At 62.9% G+C, this 14,487-nt stretch carries 21 protein-coding genes and 1 pseudogene; 6 read left to right on the top strand and 16 right to left on the bottom strand.

What is annotated here, in order from left to right; genetic code table 11:
* Window positions 1–200: 200 nt before the first annotated feature.
* From AC27IO_RS05605 to AC27IO_RS05645, 9 genes are all read right to left on the bottom strand, one after another.
* On the bottom strand, window positions 201–1,157 hold the full coding sequence (locus AC27IO_RS05605) for a recombination-associated protein RdgC (RefSeq protein ID WP_498737757.1): 957 nt from the start codon (window positions 1,155–1,157) through the stop codon (window positions 201–203).
* A gap of 102 nt (window positions 1,158–1,259) precedes the next feature.
* Complete coding sequence (locus AC27IO_RS05610) at window positions 1,260–1,481, bottom strand: hypothetical protein (RefSeq protein ID WP_498737758.1); 222 nt, start codon at window positions 1,479–1,481, stop codon at window positions 1,260–1,262.
* Window positions 1,478–2,260 carry a YfbR-like 5'-deoxynucleotidase gene (locus tag AC27IO_RS05615; protein ID WP_498737760.1) on the bottom strand — a complete coding sequence of 261 codons (783 nt, stop codon included), beginning with the start codon at window positions 2,258–2,260 and terminating at the stop codon, window positions 1,478–1,480. The genes AC27IO_RS05610 and AC27IO_RS05615 overlap by 4 nt, the downstream gene beginning before the upstream one ends.
* A 41-nt stretch (window positions 2,261–2,301) precedes the next feature.
* Complete coding sequence (locus tag AC27IO_RS05620) at window positions 2,302–3,330, bottom strand: RNA-directed DNA polymerase (RefSeq protein ID WP_498737762.1); 1,029 nt, start codon at window positions 3,328–3,330, stop codon at window positions 2,302–2,304.
* A 236-nt stretch (window positions 3,331–3,566) separates the two neighbouring features.
* Window positions 3,567–4,028 carry a four helix bundle protein gene (locus AC27IO_RS05625; protein WP_498737764.1) on the bottom strand — a complete coding sequence of 154 codons (462 nt, stop codon included), beginning with the start codon at window positions 4,026–4,028 and terminating at the stop codon, window positions 3,567–3,569.
* A 27-nt stretch (window positions 4,029–4,055) separates the two neighbouring features.
* A complete protein-coding gene (locus AC27IO_RS05630) occupies window positions 4,056–4,466 on the bottom strand; it encodes an Lcl C-terminal domain-containing protein (RefSeq protein ID WP_498737766.1) in 411 nt (136 codons plus the stop codon).
* Window positions 4,467–4,508: 42 nt separating this feature from the next.
* Window positions 4,509–5,084: an Lcl C-terminal domain-containing protein gene (locus AC27IO_RS05635; RefSeq protein WP_498737768.1), complete on the bottom strand. Its 576-nt coding sequence runs from the start codon at window positions 5,082–5,084 to the stop codon at window positions 4,509–4,511.
* Between the two features lie 790 nt (window positions 5,085–5,874).
* Window positions 5,875–6,081, bottom strand: coding sequence for a hypothetical protein (locus AC27IO_RS05640; RefSeq protein WP_498737769.1), 207 nt, complete (start codon window positions 6,079–6,081; stop codon window positions 5,875–5,877).
* Window positions 6,082–6,086: 5 nt separating this feature from the next.
* Window positions 6,087–6,488, bottom strand: a complete 402-nt coding sequence (locus AC27IO_RS05645; protein ID WP_498737771.1) for a hypothetical protein — start codon at window positions 6,486–6,488, stop codon at window positions 6,087–6,089.
* Window positions 6,489–6,680: 192 nt separating this feature from the next.
* Between AC27IO_RS05645 and AC27IO_RS05650 the strand changes: the two genes are divergently transcribed.
* Window positions 6,681–7,352 (top strand): SOS response-associated peptidase, encoded by a 672-nt coding sequence (locus AC27IO_RS05650; protein ID WP_498737773.1) that lies wholly within the window; start codon window positions 6,681–6,683, stop codon window positions 7,350–7,352.
* A gap of 10 nt (window positions 7,353–7,362) precedes the next feature.
* On the opposite strand, the gene AC27IO_RS05655 is transcribed toward AC27IO_RS05650, so the two are convergent.
* The 5 genes from AC27IO_RS05655 to AC27IO_RS05675 all read right to left on the bottom strand — a co-directional run bounded on the left by AC27IO_RS05655 (window position 7,363) and on the right by AC27IO_RS05675 (window position 11,211).
* Window positions 7,363–8,268, bottom strand: coding sequence for a BstA C-terminal domain-containing protein (locus tag AC27IO_RS05655; protein WP_498737775.1), 906 nt, complete (start codon window positions 8,266–8,268; stop codon window positions 7,363–7,365).
* 125 nt (window positions 8,269–8,393) lie between these two features.
* A complete protein-coding gene (locus AC27IO_RS05660) occupies window positions 8,394–9,236 on the bottom strand; it encodes a DNA/RNA non-specific endonuclease (RefSeq protein ID WP_498737777.1) in 843 nt (280 codons plus the stop codon).
* A gap of 27 nt (window positions 9,237–9,263) precedes the next feature.
* Window positions 9,264–9,713 carry a hypothetical protein gene (locus tag AC27IO_RS05665; RefSeq protein ID WP_498737779.1) on the bottom strand — a complete coding sequence of 150 codons (450 nt, stop codon included), beginning with the start codon at window positions 9,711–9,713 and terminating at the stop codon, window positions 9,264–9,266.
* A gap of 356 nt (window positions 9,714–10,069) precedes the next feature.
* A complete protein-coding gene (locus AC27IO_RS05670) occupies window positions 10,070–10,540 on the bottom strand; it encodes a hypothetical protein (RefSeq protein WP_498737781.1) in 471 nt (156 codons plus the stop codon).
* Complete coding sequence (locus tag AC27IO_RS05675; RefSeq protein WP_498737783.1) at window positions 10,516–11,211, bottom strand: XRE family transcriptional regulator; 696 nt, start codon at window positions 11,209–11,211, stop codon at window positions 10,516–10,518. The genes AC27IO_RS05670 and AC27IO_RS05675 overlap by 25 nt, the downstream gene beginning before the upstream one ends.
* Window positions 11,212–11,284: 73 nt before the next feature.
* Here AC27IO_RS05675 and AC27IO_RS05680 point away from each other — a divergent pair, with 73 nt between their 5' ends.
* Window positions 11,285–11,539 carry a helix-turn-helix domain-containing protein gene (locus tag AC27IO_RS05680; protein WP_498737785.1) on the top strand — a complete coding sequence of 85 codons (255 nt, stop codon included), beginning with the start codon at window positions 11,285–11,287 and terminating at the stop codon, window positions 11,537–11,539.
* A gap of 56 nt (window positions 11,540–11,595) precedes the next feature.
* On the opposite strand, the gene AC27IO_RS05685 is transcribed toward AC27IO_RS05680, so the two are convergent.
* Window positions 11,596–11,811, bottom strand: coding sequence for a hypothetical protein (locus tag AC27IO_RS05685; protein WP_498737787.1), 216 nt, complete (start codon window positions 11,809–11,811; stop codon window positions 11,596–11,598).
* A 154-nt stretch (window positions 11,812–11,965) separates the two neighbouring features.
* Between AC27IO_RS05685 and AC27IO_RS05690 the strand changes: the two genes are divergently transcribed.
* From AC27IO_RS05690 to AC27IO_RS05705, 4 genes and pseudogenes are all read left to right on the top strand, one after another.
* On the top strand, window positions 11,966–12,472 hold the full coding sequence (locus AC27IO_RS05690) for a phage regulatory CII family protein (RefSeq protein WP_498737789.1): 507 nt from the start codon (window positions 11,966–11,968) through the stop codon (window positions 12,470–12,472).
* A gap of 38 nt (window positions 12,473–12,510) precedes the next feature.
* Window positions 12,511–12,657: pseudogene (locus tag AC27IO_RS05695) on the top strand (helix-turn-helix domain-containing protein); the annotation flags it as partial.
* A gap of 297 nt (window positions 12,658–12,954) precedes the next feature.
* The gene (locus AC27IO_RS05700; RefSeq protein WP_498737799.1) at window positions 12,955–13,371 is read left to right on the top strand and encodes a hypothetical protein; all 417 of its coding nucleotides are present in this window, start codon (window positions 12,955–12,957) and stop codon (window positions 13,369–13,371) included.
* Window positions 13,365–14,165: a hypothetical protein gene (locus AC27IO_RS05705; RefSeq protein ID WP_498737791.1), complete on the top strand. Its 801-nt coding sequence runs from the start codon at window positions 13,365–13,367 to the stop codon at window positions 14,163–14,165. The genes AC27IO_RS05700 and AC27IO_RS05705 overlap by 7 nt, the downstream gene beginning before the upstream one ends.
* Before the next feature lie 108 nt (window positions 14,166–14,273).
* Here AC27IO_RS05705 and AC27IO_RS05710 read toward each other — a convergent pair.
* Window positions 14,274–14,487 (bottom strand): hypothetical protein (locus AC27IO_RS05710; protein ID WP_498737793.1); only part of this gene is annotated, 214 nt, incomplete at its 5' end.

The following is a 14,487-nucleotide window of genomic DNA, read 5'->3' on the forward strand; positions in this document are numbered from 1 at the left end:
ACAGTGGGGGCTCCGTAATTGCAAGGAGCAAGAAATGGCCGATGAAATGAATGAGCCCGTCTACCAGCGCATGCTCGCCGCGTGGCGCAAGGAAGTGGACTCGCGCGCTGGCAGAGACCGGGCGCACCGGGCAATCGAGGACAGCGGCGCTGTCCAGGAATACCGGGCGGCCGCCAGGGCTGCGCTTGAGGAAAGGCGGGCTAGGCCCGACTAGGTGCAGCGCGGGGCGCGGGGATCGCTGCAGTTGCAGCCGCTTCGCCGCCCAGCGCGGGCCGCCCCTCGCCGCCCAGCGCCTCGATCAGGTCGGGAATCAGCTTGCTGAGTTCGGCCGTGGCGATGGCCACGTCGGTGTCGAAGCCGCCGTCATCGGCCTTGGTGCCTTCGAACACGGTGTCCAGGAACGATATCTTGCGCACCTGCAGGCCTTCGCTCAGCAAAAAGGACACGCGGTCGTCCCAGGTCATCGCGAGCTTGGTGGGCTGCTTGCCCTGGGCGATGTGTTCGCGCACCTCTTCGATGTCCAGCGGGTGCCGGCCGTACCGCACCACGGCTTTCGACTCATCGGTGCTTTTGAGTTCGCATTCGCGGTCAACGCTGAACCCCTCCGGGGGCTCCTGCGTGCTGAGCCAATGCGCCATGGCCGCTTGCGGGCTTGTGGCCGTGTGCAGCAGCGCCACCGACAAGCCGGGCAGCGCCTCGACCAGCAGCGTGACGACCTCGTCGGCCCGCGACTGGCTGCTGGTGTCCAGCACCAGCCAGTGGGCCTGTGGGTCGATCCACACCCACATCGCCCCCTGCTTCGTGAAGGCCATGGGCAGCAGGTCGAGCTTGGCCTCGTCCTTGAGCTCCTTGGCTTCCTTCTTGCCGGGCTTGCGGCCGGTTTCCTGCTCGATGCGCGCGGCCTTTTCCTTGACCTTGCGGGCCAGCACGCTTCCCGGGACAGCCTTGGATTCGGTCATCAGGCGGATGATCCACTGGCCGCCGATCGTCTCGACAAAGGCGCCATGGGCGTCGCCCCGCGGAGGCACCCAGCCCAGCGATCTTTCCTGGGTGGCACCGCATTCCACGAACGGCGTCTTGGCCAGCGCCTCCTCGACCTGGGCCAGATCGATGTGCCAGCCCGGAGAAATGCGGTAGATGATGAGGTTTTTGAACATGTCAGGGGACCCAGAGAAAGGGAGGAGCAACCCAAACCGCGAAGAGCGCCAGGGCTGTGGAATTGAAGAAAGCCCAGAGGAGCAGGGCGGCGAGTGCGGATCTCATTGAGCGACGCCAACCCGCCTCAGGCAGTGCAGCGACTTTTCGTCCAGCCATTCCGGCTCACGGTCTGGTCCGCATGCCCGTTGCGCCGCCCAGGCGCGGGAGTGCAGGGCGGCCTGGTCTTCTTGGTCGGCCTCGACCTCGGTGTGGCCATGCCCGGCAAGCGCGCCCACACCCAGTGTCAGCAGGCTGGCCGAAATCCAAGCGAGTGCGTGGTTCATGATGCGGATGCTCCCTGCGCAGCCATGCATCGGGCGCGAGCCTCGGCATCCTCCGGATTGCGGTACACCAGCCCGCGCTCCAGGCGCATGCGGTCGAAATCGGTGCCCTTCCAAACGCGCGTGCACACCCAGCTGAACGCGGCCGGGTCCGGGACGTAATGTTGAGCGCCATCGGCTGGCGCATCGGACTCGGGCGGGGGTGCGCCGCGGATGGTCAGCAGCTGGAAGTGGCGGTCGAGGTATGCGCGCCGTGCCGCCTCGGGTTCCATCGGCTGCAGCTGGTGCTGGTCGCTGGGCTCGATCCCCTGCAGCGAGGTCCACAGGCCGCCATCGATGTGCATCAGGTCCCGCTGCTCGGTGCGCAGCGCAACCAGGTCGGCCTGCTTGACCTCCGGCGGCATGGCGCCCTGCAGCCCGAACTGCGCCAGGATGGCGGCCTCGACGCGGTGCTCCAGCGCCTTGTACTCGGGCATCAGGCGCTTGAGAGGGCTCGACATGTCGCCCATCACCGCTTCGACGTCGTCGTGATGCAGCGCCGCGAATGCGAGTTCAGGGGGCACCAGGTGCGACACAAGCACAGCGTGCTGCGCCACGCTGTAAAAGCCCCGGCAGTGGCCCGTGAAGCGGCACAGGTGCGACAGCGCATGCGCGATGTCCTCAACGCTAATGGGCGTCTCCTCGGGTCGCTCGAAGCTGAAATACCGGCCGCTGGCCAGGAGGATCGTGGGCCCGATCGCGAGATCGCGCGCCTGCAGTTGTGCGAGGGTTTCGGTGTTCATGAGGTCCTCTTCTTGAAGGAGCCCGCACGGTGGCGGGGCGGTCAGACGGCGATGTCTGACCTTCGGAATGCTTTGCTCAGGTGCGCGCCCTCTACCGCATGGCCGCGCTTGAGCAGGGCGCGGCAAATCAGGGCTTGCGCGTGGTGGCTGTGGCTGGCCTGGCGCGCTAGCCCCAGGTAGCTGTTGCCGCTTGCGTACACATCGGCTGCGGGCATGTCTTCCAGCCGCGCAAGGGCCGAGTGCAAGGTGCGCGGCCTGGTGGCGCGGCGCCAGGGCTTGATGACATGGCCCACGTAGTCGATGCCACGATGGATTGGCTGCAGCACCGTCTTGCGCGGGTTGAGGGCCAGACCAAGGCCCGGCAGAAAGCCATTGATGCTGGCGAGCGCGCCATTGAGCCAATCCGCAGACTCGTGCAACAGCACCATGTCATCGACATAGCGCGTGTAGTGCCGGGCGCCGATACGGTGCTTGATGTGCTGGTCAAGCTCGTTCAGGAGAACATTCGCGAAGAACTGCGATGACAGGTTGCCGATCGGTAGCCCGTGATAGCGGCTGGCGTTCGTAAGGCGCTTGTGCGCGGGTACGGCGGCCAGCGTTGCCGCATCGCCGCGCAGCTCATAGTCCAGGCGCGGATCGTGGAAAAGGACCATCTTCGTCAAGCCGAGCCACCAGCGCTCCGGGATGTGCCGCATCAGCAGTGGCCACAGCACGCGCTTGTCGATGGACACGAAGAAATTGGCGAGATCGGCCTTCAGGTAATAACCGGGGATGCTCCAGTTCTGCGTCTGGCTGCGCACCTTGGCCTCCAGACGTTCGGCGGCGTAGAGCGTGCCCCGGCCTGGGATGCAGGCGCACGAGTCTGCGATGAACCGGGCGTGAAACCGATCCATGATCTGGTTGTAAAGCAGGTGGTGCACCACCCGATCGCGGAAGCCAGAGGCCCACACCTCCCGCGGCCGGGGCCGGCTGATGGCAAAGCAGATCGATGGACCCGGGCGGTAGCTGCCGCTTTCCAGTTCCTCATGCAGAGCCAGTAGGTTGTGCTCCAGGCCCTGCTCGAAACGCAAGGCGCTCGCCGTAGTGCGCTTGTGCCGGCGGCAGTCGTAATACGCCTGCACCAGCTTTTCGAATGAATAGCCAGGATCCATAAAAACTCTCGGTGGATTTTGCGGAAGGGGCGGACCCGGAACTCGTTGTTCCGGTTGTTGTTGTTCGTGTTGCCGTTCTCGAAATCGACCGCCCACGGTCTATCGAACTTGTCACGTCGGCTCGCCGAATGGCTCAGCGGGAAAACTGCGCGGGATCACTGCGGCCCTTGCCGCCGATATCCCTGTTGCGCCTGTCGGTGGGCTTGTGGCCCAGCGGCTCGACCAGATTCCATGGCGCGTTGGTCGGACTGCCTTGACAGACCGGCGGCAAGCGCACTCTCCGAATGTTTCTGCCACCCTGTGGCTTGTTTCCCGATGCTCCCTGTCAGGGCTATGGCTCTGCTGTACTGCTTGACCGAGATCTGCCGGAGATCGACCGCGAGGCGGAGGGCAAGATTCACCGCCTCCACCTCCTGGCGCATGCGCCAGAGGATGGGCGGCTTGTCCTCGGCGGTGTTGGCCTCGTAGGTGCGCATGACCAGGGCCATGCAGCGCTTGCGAAGCTCGGCGCCGAAGTCCGCCTTGTACTTCCGCTCCATGTTGGCGACGTACTCCGTGACCAGTTTGCACAGGTCATAGGTCGCCTTGTAAATCTCAGTGTCGGTGTGCAGTGCCATGCCGAGGCGGGCTACGCCCGCGAATGGTTAAAGGGGTGAATCGGGAAAACTGCGGAAGGGGCGGACCCGGAACTCGTCGTCCCGGCCGTTGCAGTTCGTGTCGCCGTGCTCGAAATCGACCGCCCACGGATAGCCGTGGTGCTCGCTGCGGCTCCAGTAGTACTCGGGAGCGAAGTGCTCACGCGCATTGATGTAGGCCAGCATCAGGTCTTCCTGGTCTGGGGCTCGCCAGTCGCTGAATCCGTTCAGCTCATCGCCCTCGGCCACGACTTTCTGAACGCGGCTGAATGGCACATCAACGTGGTCGAACTCCACGCCGCCGGGAATGACGACGTGGTGCACAACGCCGTTGATGAGGCGTGAGCCGATGTAGATGCCGCCCTGAGCGGGCCACGGCTGGTTGATGGCGGGAACGCCGGTCTGTACTGCTGCTTCCATTTGCATGCTCCTGTGGAGTGGTAAAGAAAAGGGACGAAGGGATCAATAAATGAATCTGCGGAAGGGGCGGACCCGGAACTCGCGGCCCCGGACGCCGTGGCTCGCGCTGCCGCCCTCGAAATCGACCGCCCACGCGTAGCTCTCGGAGTACGGCGTGCTGGTCCAGTACCAGCTGTCCTTCCCGAAGCTGCTGTGCAGCGTGGCGCCGGCGAAATTCAGTTCGCGCCGCGCGGGCAGGTAGAAGTCGCTGTGGCCATCGCGCTCGTACTTGGCGGCCAGGTCTGCGGCGGGGCACTCCTTGCGTATGCGCTTCGTGTTCTCCAGCCCGTCCCAGTCGGACAGGTCCCGTTCGCCATCGGGCGCCCACCGGGCCCGGCCAACGTCCTGCTCCGCAGCGACGATCAGGCCGAAGGTCACGCCGTCGTCGCCGCGGAAGTCGCCTGCGTAGATCCCGCCCTGGCCAGCCCAGTACTCGCCGATGGAGGGGCGGCTGGTTGGGCCCTCGGTGGCTGATGGCTCATCCTCTCCGTCGCGCAGCAGCGATGCGAAGAGTGCGGTTGCCATGGCATGCTGCGCTGTGTGGAAGTTGAAGACCGGATTGTTGATGGTGATGTGCATGGCTGCTCCTGGTTGAGGACGAAAAAAAGCCACCCGGAGGTGGCTGGTGGGCTGAAGAGAGGCCGCTGCCCCGTGGGGCATGTCAGGCGAAAGCCAGTGCGGGTGGTGACTGGAGTTCCTGCGGCTTGCCTGACGCGGCGGAAAAAGGAGCCGGCGCCCGTGCGGGCGTGCCTGGGGAAGCAAGAGAGGGAGGGAGGAGGAAAGTCCCAAGCCCGGCTGAAAAGGTTGAGGCGAATGCGCTGGCTCGCATGGGGCAGCGGTGCAGGTTTTTGGTGAGCAGCGGCGCCAACCCGCTGCACAGCGCATTCACCATCAAGGGCAGGCACTGACGCGAATTTGCCCGGCTCTACCGGGGTCCAACGGGGTCGCCACCCTCGTGCTTTGCAGTGCCTGCGCTTGATGGTCCTCGCTTCTTTCCCGAGGTGGTCAGCGCTTGCGCGCTGGGCGTTTCTGTTCTTGGCCTCCCTGAATGCCTCACCGCCGTATTGATCCCAGCGGATGGATTTAGAGGGGCCTTTCCCGGATCTCAGCCTTCGCGCGATTCCCCGTCCGGGGTGGCTGGTCAGCAGTAGAGCGCCTGTGGTCTTTTGTTTCCCGCTTCCACCCGCGAGGGATCTGTGTTTAACCAGCCGTGCCTGCTGCATGAGCTTGTCGGGCGGCTCTCGATGGATTGGCCCCATCGCTCAACTCGGCCGCGGTGGCTTCTGTGGAGCGATGGGTAAATATTAGGACTAGCTAAGTTTTGTGTCAATAGGAGAAGCTAACTTTTCTATTAGACAGCGTTGAAATGTCAGAAAGGCGCCGGCGAAACCTCGACGCTGACTGGTCCGATGCCTGACCAGATCAGCCGGTCGCTCTCGCGCTCCCGGACCTCGAACCAATCGGTCTGCACTTGGCGCACCTCGTACGCGTCAGCGGGCAGGGGCAGGATTTCCACCGAGGGGATTTGGAAGCCCCACTGGGGCATGTTGAGCAGGGTTGGGTGTTGCTGTGCCATGGCGGTCATATGTCGAGTTCGGGGTCTGGGGTCACGTCGTCGTCCATGGGGTCTGCCTCCGGGTCAACGACTGGGATGCGCTGTAGCAGCGCATGGGCTTGTTCGGCGGTGCTGGCGCACAGCCAGGATTGGCGGTAGGCCGTCGCACGGGCCTTGGTGCTGGGCCGCCCCACATACTCGGTGCCGACGATATGGATAGCACCCTCGATGCGCAGGATGCGGGCGCGTAGCAGCGTGGGCAGCAGTTCCCTGTGGCTTCCAGGCCCAGAGAGGAGGTGGGCGCGCATCGTCCGGCTCCAGTCATCGAGCCGAAACGCCAGCCAGCCCTCAACCCCCTGCATCAACTGCTGGTTGCAGCGGTACATCCGCCGCCCTTCCTGCCGCATCCGATAGACCTGCACAATCACCTATGACTCCCATAAACACTGTTAATTTAAACAGTGGTTTGGGGTGTGGGCAAGGGGTGGCGATATGCCGGGCTGGGGGCGAAATCGAGGGCCAAGCGTGTGGCGCCCGTTGGTCGATGCTCCGAAACTTGAAGCGTGGAAAGTGCGCATGATCCGACAGGCGGCGCGGGCGAGCGGCGGCATGCTGCCCACATGTGCAACACCTACAAGCCACCCGCGGACCTGAAGGCGATCGAGCAGGGCTGGGAGATCAGCAATGGCCGAGGAAACGGCCGATGGTGGGATGACGTGCTGTACCCGCGCGGCCTGGGCCCATTCCTGCGGCGCGGCCGCGAGGACGCTGGCTACTCGCGCGAGCTGGTGGTGGGGCAGTGGGGCCTAATCCCCTGGTTTGCCAAGGCTGCCAAGCTGCCGTACCCCACCAACAACGCCAGGTCAGAGGAGATGGCGGCCAAGGCCAGCTACAAGCAGCCCTGGGCCCGCGGCCAGCGCTGCATCATCCCGGCCGAATCATTCGACGAGCCCAACTGGGAGACCGGGCGGAATGTCTGGTGGCGCTTCCGGCGCGCCGACGGACAGCTGTGGGGCCTGGCCGGCCTCTGGAACACCTGGAGCGACCCAGCCACGGGCGAGATGCACGAGAGCTACACGATGCTCACCATCAACGCCGATGCCGACCCGCTCATGAGCCGCATGCACAAACCCAACCCGAAGAAGCCGGCCGACCAGCAGGACAAGCGGAGCGTCATCCCGCTGGACCCCGCCGACTACGACCAGTGGCTGGCCGGCACTGTGAAGGACGCGCAGGCGCTGCTTAGGCTTGCGCCGGCTGAGGTTTACGACGCTGGGCCTGTGGAGGCGTGAAAAAGCACGCCTACTTTTTCACTCCTATTTGCGTCACGCCGAACGAACTGAGGGCCAGGGTGGCGGTGTTTGGGTCTAAATTTCCCTTGCTGGCTTGCCCGGTAAGATATTTGGGAAACTTCAAGGTAATATAGTTTGATTGCAGCCAGTTTCTAAATTCACCCAGCGCTTGTATCGGGTAAGCATATGATGGCTGAGGATTTGACTTCGCTTGCGGATAGTAGTCCGGGTAGGAGTGTGGGTACTTAACTCGCTCTCCGAATCGACCGGTAAAACCCTGTCCTTCCCAGTGCTGGCTCCAAGCTTTCCCTACAGATATGTCTGGGACTACTCGATCGCTAATCAATATTCCAGACCTGATCATGGGAACAATCATCACTGCGATTTCCTGGAAAACTCCGAAATATCCCTGTGGGACCGCAGATGCAGTGATATCAATCCGGTCGTGGAAGTGCTTCCAACTATCAAGCGCCTTCTGTTCTGGGGAGTAGCCAACCGCTTGATATATGAATGTTCTGAATGTTGTGCGTGCTAACGTTCGAAATGCATGCTGAGCTTCTTGCCTTTTTTCTTCTGATATGAATGCATAATATTCAAGCAAGGCAAGGCATACAGGTTCGGTATACGCGTTTACTTGGCTGCCGTTGTGTTGGCATTTTAAGAAAAGAGAATCGTCATGGTAATTCAGCAATTGCAGAAGCTGAATTATTTGTTTTCCTCTTGGCTTATGTCGTTCCTCAAGCCAATTGATTGCCAGTCTATTTAGCACCTTCCGATCAATGCCGCACATTCTTGCAAGCCCAGACTCGGAAAGAAAAGGAAGTCCATTCTCAAGAACCCCCATCTCCACGCCATCGAATTCAATCTGCTTTTCAACTTGGAAAAGTTGTTGCTGGGCCGGGACCAAAGATGCCATTTTCCCTCCTAAGTGCTTGATTTATAAGGATTCGAGGGTGGGCCCAAACCTGACTTTTTGCCGTCCCTCTGCGGTTTTAATGTACTCTTCCGTATCGGTGGTTCATCGAGGGTTTGCCCGACTCATCAATGCACTACGGGCAGCATGTTGATTCCCGTTCGCGTCGCCAGTTCTGCGGCGGAGATCGGTCGTCCCACCTGAGCATCCAGCGAATTCTGCTGCCAGTGCGCCCAACTCTTCCCCGTCATCGGGTCGTAAACCAGCTTGAATAGGTGCGATGGAATAGCGACCTTGCCAACCCCAATGTAGTTGTAGGGAGGTTCAAACACCGGCCCGGTGATCACGTAGACGTCGCCCCGCGCGCGCATGACATAGCGCCGCGTGTCCTCTTCGATCTTCGCCCACGGCCCGCTGTTCTGCGCACGGTCCTGGGGCACCATGTTGGCCAGGCTGAACGACTGTGCCATTGCCTCCGGCGTGCGCATGTCGCCCGCCGGGGCCATGTGGCCCTTGGTCCAGTCGGAGCCCTTGTAGTCGGCCAGCGTCGAGCGCTCGTCCGCTGGGAGGCGAGCCTCAGCGTAAAACCGGTCCGTCCGCTTGACTCCCTTTGCGCCGAGGATCTCTCGGTTGAGCCTCTGCGCCACATACACTGGGGTCTTCGTGTTGCCCGAGTGCAGCACGGCGAAGGAGTCGAAGCACAGCTCGCGCAGCTTGGGCGCTGCCGGGGTGACGGGCGGCACGCCGCCAGCGAAATGCTGGGGGCAGGCCGCAAAGCCGGTGCCGGTAGAGGATGGTGGCCGGGCCTGGGCGGGCGCTACGCCCGGTGCCACGCCGCAGCTGGTGACCTGCATGCCGACCACGCCGGCGGTGAACAGGGAAATCAGGAACCTCCGAGCCTTGCCGGAGGTGCGATGTATCAGGGTGGCTGCCGGCGCTCGGGCCGGCTTCTTCTTGCGCTTCGATGTCATCCGGGGATTAGAACCCGGATGACGGGGCTACTTTGCTGGCTGCGCCGGCGTCGCGGCGGCCGGCGCGGCGGTGGTGGCAGGGGGAGATTGAGCGGGCGCAGGGGGCGGCGCGAGAAACTGCGCCACTGCCACATAGAGCGCGGCGGCTGCCATCAAGGTCCCTACGAGCCATTGAACTGTGGTCAGCCCGGTCTTCACCCCGTCGATGGATCCCTTGAGCTCTCCCACTGTGGTCGCGACACTGGCAAGTTCTTGCGCCATGGCTGTTCGAGTGTTGGCCACATCCGCGCGCATTGCATGGAAGTCGGCGCGCAACTCAGCATTGCCCGCGCGCATATCGCTGCGCAGGGCATCAAGCTTTGCGTCCAGTTCTTCGCGGGTTACGGCGCTCATGCCCTCATTATGGGGCGGCTCCCAAAATCCTGACCCCATGCCCTCCATAGAAGCTGCTGGCTTCAGGGAAACGATCTCAGCCATGAGGTGCATCCATATGCTTGATTGAGCCTGTGGGGGTAGGGTCGATAAGTTCCATGTAGCCGCAGGTGCTGCAAAGGTGCCACTGGAGCGGGCCAACCCACTTCGGAGCTGCATGAGTTGCATCAACGAAGCCCCATGCGATAGCGAGAAAACTCTGGCGACCTTCTAGCTTATCGATAAGGGTTAGCCGCCCATGGCCGTATCGGCATGTGCGCTCCTGAGCCGCCACACCTGGCTCGCCTTCAAGCAGCAATGCAAAGCTACTCATCTGATCTCCCCCCCTATGTTGACTACTCCGGATGCCACCTGCCTAGCGGCAGTACCGCCCCCGTGACTCTGACATTGCGATCCGACGTTCAGGGCCGGCTTGTAATCGCTGAAACTCGGCCGTTGTCGAAGTAGAGGTATCGCCCTTCGCCATACACCCACTGTTCCCTACTGCCGGACGCGGTGACTGTACGGGTTTTCGACTCAGGCTGGCCCCACAGGGTCTGAACAGCTTCTTGTTGGGTCATCCCAATCGCTGGATCTGTCGCCACAGCCCTTTGCGTGGGCTGCTTGGCAGTGATTGGAATCTTGGCCACCTCTTCGGCTGATGCGCGGCGGTCCCGCTCAAGCGCTTCGATGCGTGCGCGCTTGGCTTGCGGGGTCTCGCTCGCCAAGGTGTCAATTCGGGCCTTGCACTTCTGAAGCTCCAAGCTGCCAGCGCAGCTGGCGTATTTTGCGCCATCTGCCGGCTGAGCGAACAGAATAGCTGGGCAGAGCAGCAGCGCCCATAGGTGAATCCGCATCCCTGTCTCCTTCAGATCTTCTTGCCGTTCCAGCACCACACAACTCGGCCGCGAATTGCAACCGGATGATTGCCATCCAATACGTCCACTGTCTTGACTGTCGGGTTGTCGCTGCTCACTTCAAACTTCCCATCCATGCGCTGGCGAACCCGCTTGATGTAGATCCGGTCATTCGCCTCAAGGACGTAAATCCCGTCGATCTTCGGCGAGACGACTCCAATATCAACAAGCAAGATGTCTCCGTCAGCATAGGTAGGGTCCATTGAGTCCCCCCAGCCGTGGATGAAGCGCAGGTTTTCGGGCTTTGTGAGCGGTTTCAATGTGCGCTGCACCCACTGTGGCGACACAGTGAGTCGGCCAACGACCACTTCATCATGTAGTTGGTCGTCGCCTGATCCCATTGAGCCGGAATTGGCCAATAGAGGAATGCTGAGTTGCTCGAAGCCAGGGAGGTAATCGCTATCCCTGGCGGGGCCTATTTTTTCCATTTCACCGGGCAGCATTGGCCCGTCACCTGTTGCTAGCCACTGCTGCCTTACCCCAAGGGCGGATGCGGCGCAAAGCAAATTCTCCCCGCGCAGAAATTTGGACTTGCCACTGAGCCAACCATTCACACTGGGCGCTGACACCTTGCAAGCTCGAGCAAGAGCCGCTTGGCTCATCCCTGCATGCTCCATCGCGGCGGAAAGTCTGTCTGCAAGAGTCATTAGGAAAGGCTAACAGTTTGCGAATTAGGACTGGCTATTGACATGCACTTAGCTTGTCCTAATAATTGGCAAGATGAACAGCCAAGCAACCAAAGTCATCGAAGCCTTGGGCGGCACGGCCGCCGTGGCCCGCCTGTTTCAAGTTGCCATGCCGAGCGTGAGCGACTGGAAGAAGGATGGCATCCCAGCGGCTCGAATGATGTTCCTCCGCGCCACCAAGCGGAAGGAGCTGTCCGGCATTGATCTGGCACAGGCCACGGCACCGCGTCGCACCACCGCCCCCTGCGCGGAGCAGGCCCCCTCCAAGACGGAGGTGAGCCATGGATGAGCAGCTGAAACAACCCATCCCTTGCTTCTCGTTCCAATTTTTGGAAGAGGACTCCGTCAGGTTCCCTTGCTCTCGGGATGTTGGCTGCACATCTCGCTCAGCCTGTCCCGGGCGGCCTGCAGCAACTGCAGTTCCAGCTGAGACGTCGTCCGCCTCAGATCCTTTGGATGCTCCAGGGTGAGGCGGATGGCCTCGGTTTTCCCCATGGGAACTTCCAGTGTGCACAGCAGCGTGCCACTGGCCAAGTTCTCGATTGTCAGTTTCGTGTTCATGCCTGCCCTTTCTGTTGATGGTTGTGTAAGCGACTTCCATCGTAAGGCAGTGAGGGCGGGCGCCCCTTTGTTTGGTCATGTAGTTCTCCCTCATGGCCGCCATCTTCCTTCCGCTGCTGCGATGCAGCAACGTCCATAAATCCTGGAGTCGGACATGAGCACCATCCTTGATGCGCTGCGGCGCGCTGTTGACCAATTCCCTGGCGGCCGGGCCGTCGTTGCAGTCCGCATGGGCAAGACAGACGAGGTGCTGCGCAAGGAGCTCTCTGGCGCGAGCACCCACAAACTGGGGGCTGTGGATGCCCTGGGCATTGCGGTGCTGTGCATTGAGGCCGGCACGGCGCATGCCCAGGACTACGCGTCCTACGTCGCATCGGAGTGCGGTGGCCGGTTCGAAGCGCACGCCGCGGTGGCCGATGGCCATCGGGACCCGGTACAGCGGGTGTCTGAATTGATGCGCGAGACCTCCGATGTCACGTCGGTCGTGATCGAGGCCATGCAGGACGGAGTTGTGACCGACAACGAGTTGGCCCGCATCGAGCGGGAGTGCAACCAGGCGGAGCTGGTCCTGCAGCGCCTGCGCACCGCGGCGCGGGCAGTCAACGCAGCCAGCAAGCCGCGCGACCACCTGGTGCTGCCGGTAATCGCGGGGGTTCTGTGAGCACCATCATCATGGCGGCCTGCTGGCCGCTAACGGGAATGTCAGCCTCGCAGAAGGCCGTGCTCGTCTCGTTGGCTGACCAGGCGAGCGACGATGGCGTGTGCTGGCCCGGCATAGGCACCATCGCAAAGCGCACCTGTCTCTCCGAGCGCGCGGTGCAGGACGCCCTGGCGTGGCTGCAGGCGGTCGGCTTGATTTTCAGAACCTACCGGGCCAACACGAGCACAAGCTACACCATCAGCCCATCGCGCTTCGATCCATCGAAGGCGCCCGAGCCCCGCTCTCGGGCCAGAGCCAGGGGTGCAAATGGCGCACCGGGTGCAGATGGCGCACCCCCCGCAAATGGCGCACCGGGTGGTGCAAATGGCGCACCGGGTGGTGCAAATGGCGCACCTCCAGAGGTGCAGATGGCGCACCCAAATCATCAGTTGAACCATCAGGGAACCGTCAGTGAACCATTGCGGCCGGCTTCGCCATCCGCTGTGAAGGTCAAGTCCGAGCCTGTCGACGAGAGGGAGACCGCCCTGCAGGCCGCCTGCAAGCACACCTGGGCGGCGTACAGCAACGCCTACGAGCGCCGCTACCGCTCCAAGCCCGTGCGCAACCAAGCGGTGAACAGCAAGATCAAGCAGTTCGTCCAGCGCATCGGCTTCGAGGAGTCGCCACTGGTGGCCGCGTTCTACGTGGACCGCGTGAGCGAGGCGTTCGTGGTGCGCAAGATGCACGACGTGGGCCTGCTGCTGTCCGGTGCCGAGGGCTACCGCACGCAGTGGTTCGCTGGCGCGGCGATGACCGGCACCCGTGCCCAGCAGATCGACCAATCCCAGTCCAACTTCGACGCGGCGGACGAGGCCATGGCCATCCTGCGCCAGCGCCGGGCGGAGGCATCGGCATGCTGAGCGATCACGACCTGGACTGGCTGATCAAGCAGCTGATCGGGACTTCCGAACTGCTGGGCCAGCAGGTGTCGCCCACGGCGGCTGCCATGCTGGCCGATGACCTGAGCAGCTTCCCGCGCGACGTGCTGGCGCGGGCCCTGTCCCGCGTGCGCACGGAGCACACCGGCCGCCTCACGCCGAAGGCCATTCTCGATCGCATCGATGAAGCCATGGGCCGCCCTGGCGCCAATGAGGCCTGGGCCATGGCGCTGGACGCCCTGGACGAGCGCAAAACGGTTGTGTGGACTGTGGAGATGTCCGAGGCCTGGGGTGTGGCGCGCGGGATCGCGGCTGAGGGCGATCTGGTCGGCGCGCGCATGGCTTTCATCGGCGCCTACGAGCGGTTGGTGCGGACCGCCCGCGAGGAGCGGCGGCTGCCCGAGGTGACGGTTTCGGTCGGATGGGATGGCGAGCTGCGAGCGCCAGCGATCGAGAAGGCTGTGCAGCTCGGCTACCTCGCAGCGGACAAGGCTGCCGAGCACATGCCCGCCCTGGGCTTCACGCCCGGCTTTCAGCCGATCGCGTTGCTTGCCGGCGATGTACAGGCCGCGATCGACGCACCGCCCGACGTGCGCGAGCGGTTGGCGCAACTCCGTGAGGAGCTCGCCTCGGCGCCCGAGCGCCGGCGGCTCGGCCATGAGCAGCGACAACGGGCGGAGGAGCAGGAGCTGCAGCGTCGCAAGGCCGAAGCGCAGCGCCGCGTGGACCAGGCCCTGCGGGAAAAACATACCAACCATGCCGGAGCGAATGCATGAAGACCCTGGAAGAGATCAAGTCGCATTGCGGCATCACCGATGACGGCCACTGGCTGTTCCGCCGTGGGGCGGCGCGAGGGTGGCCGCCCCCAACATCTATGGCCCGGACTACACCCGGGCCATGGCGGAATGACAACCCAGTGCGGGCTGCGCGCCGTCTGGCACATCGTCAACCGTAAGGCTGTGCCCGAAGGCTGGAGGGTTTTCGGGACGTGCGATGAGCGGACCTGCTGCAACCCGGACCACATCAAGTGCGCGCCCGAGGCGGGACTTCGGCCGGTTCCACCGCCGGAAGAAGACCTTCAAGGGCAAGACGCGCCGG

This window comes from Acidovorax sp. KNOB132 (genome assembly GCF_057541515.1).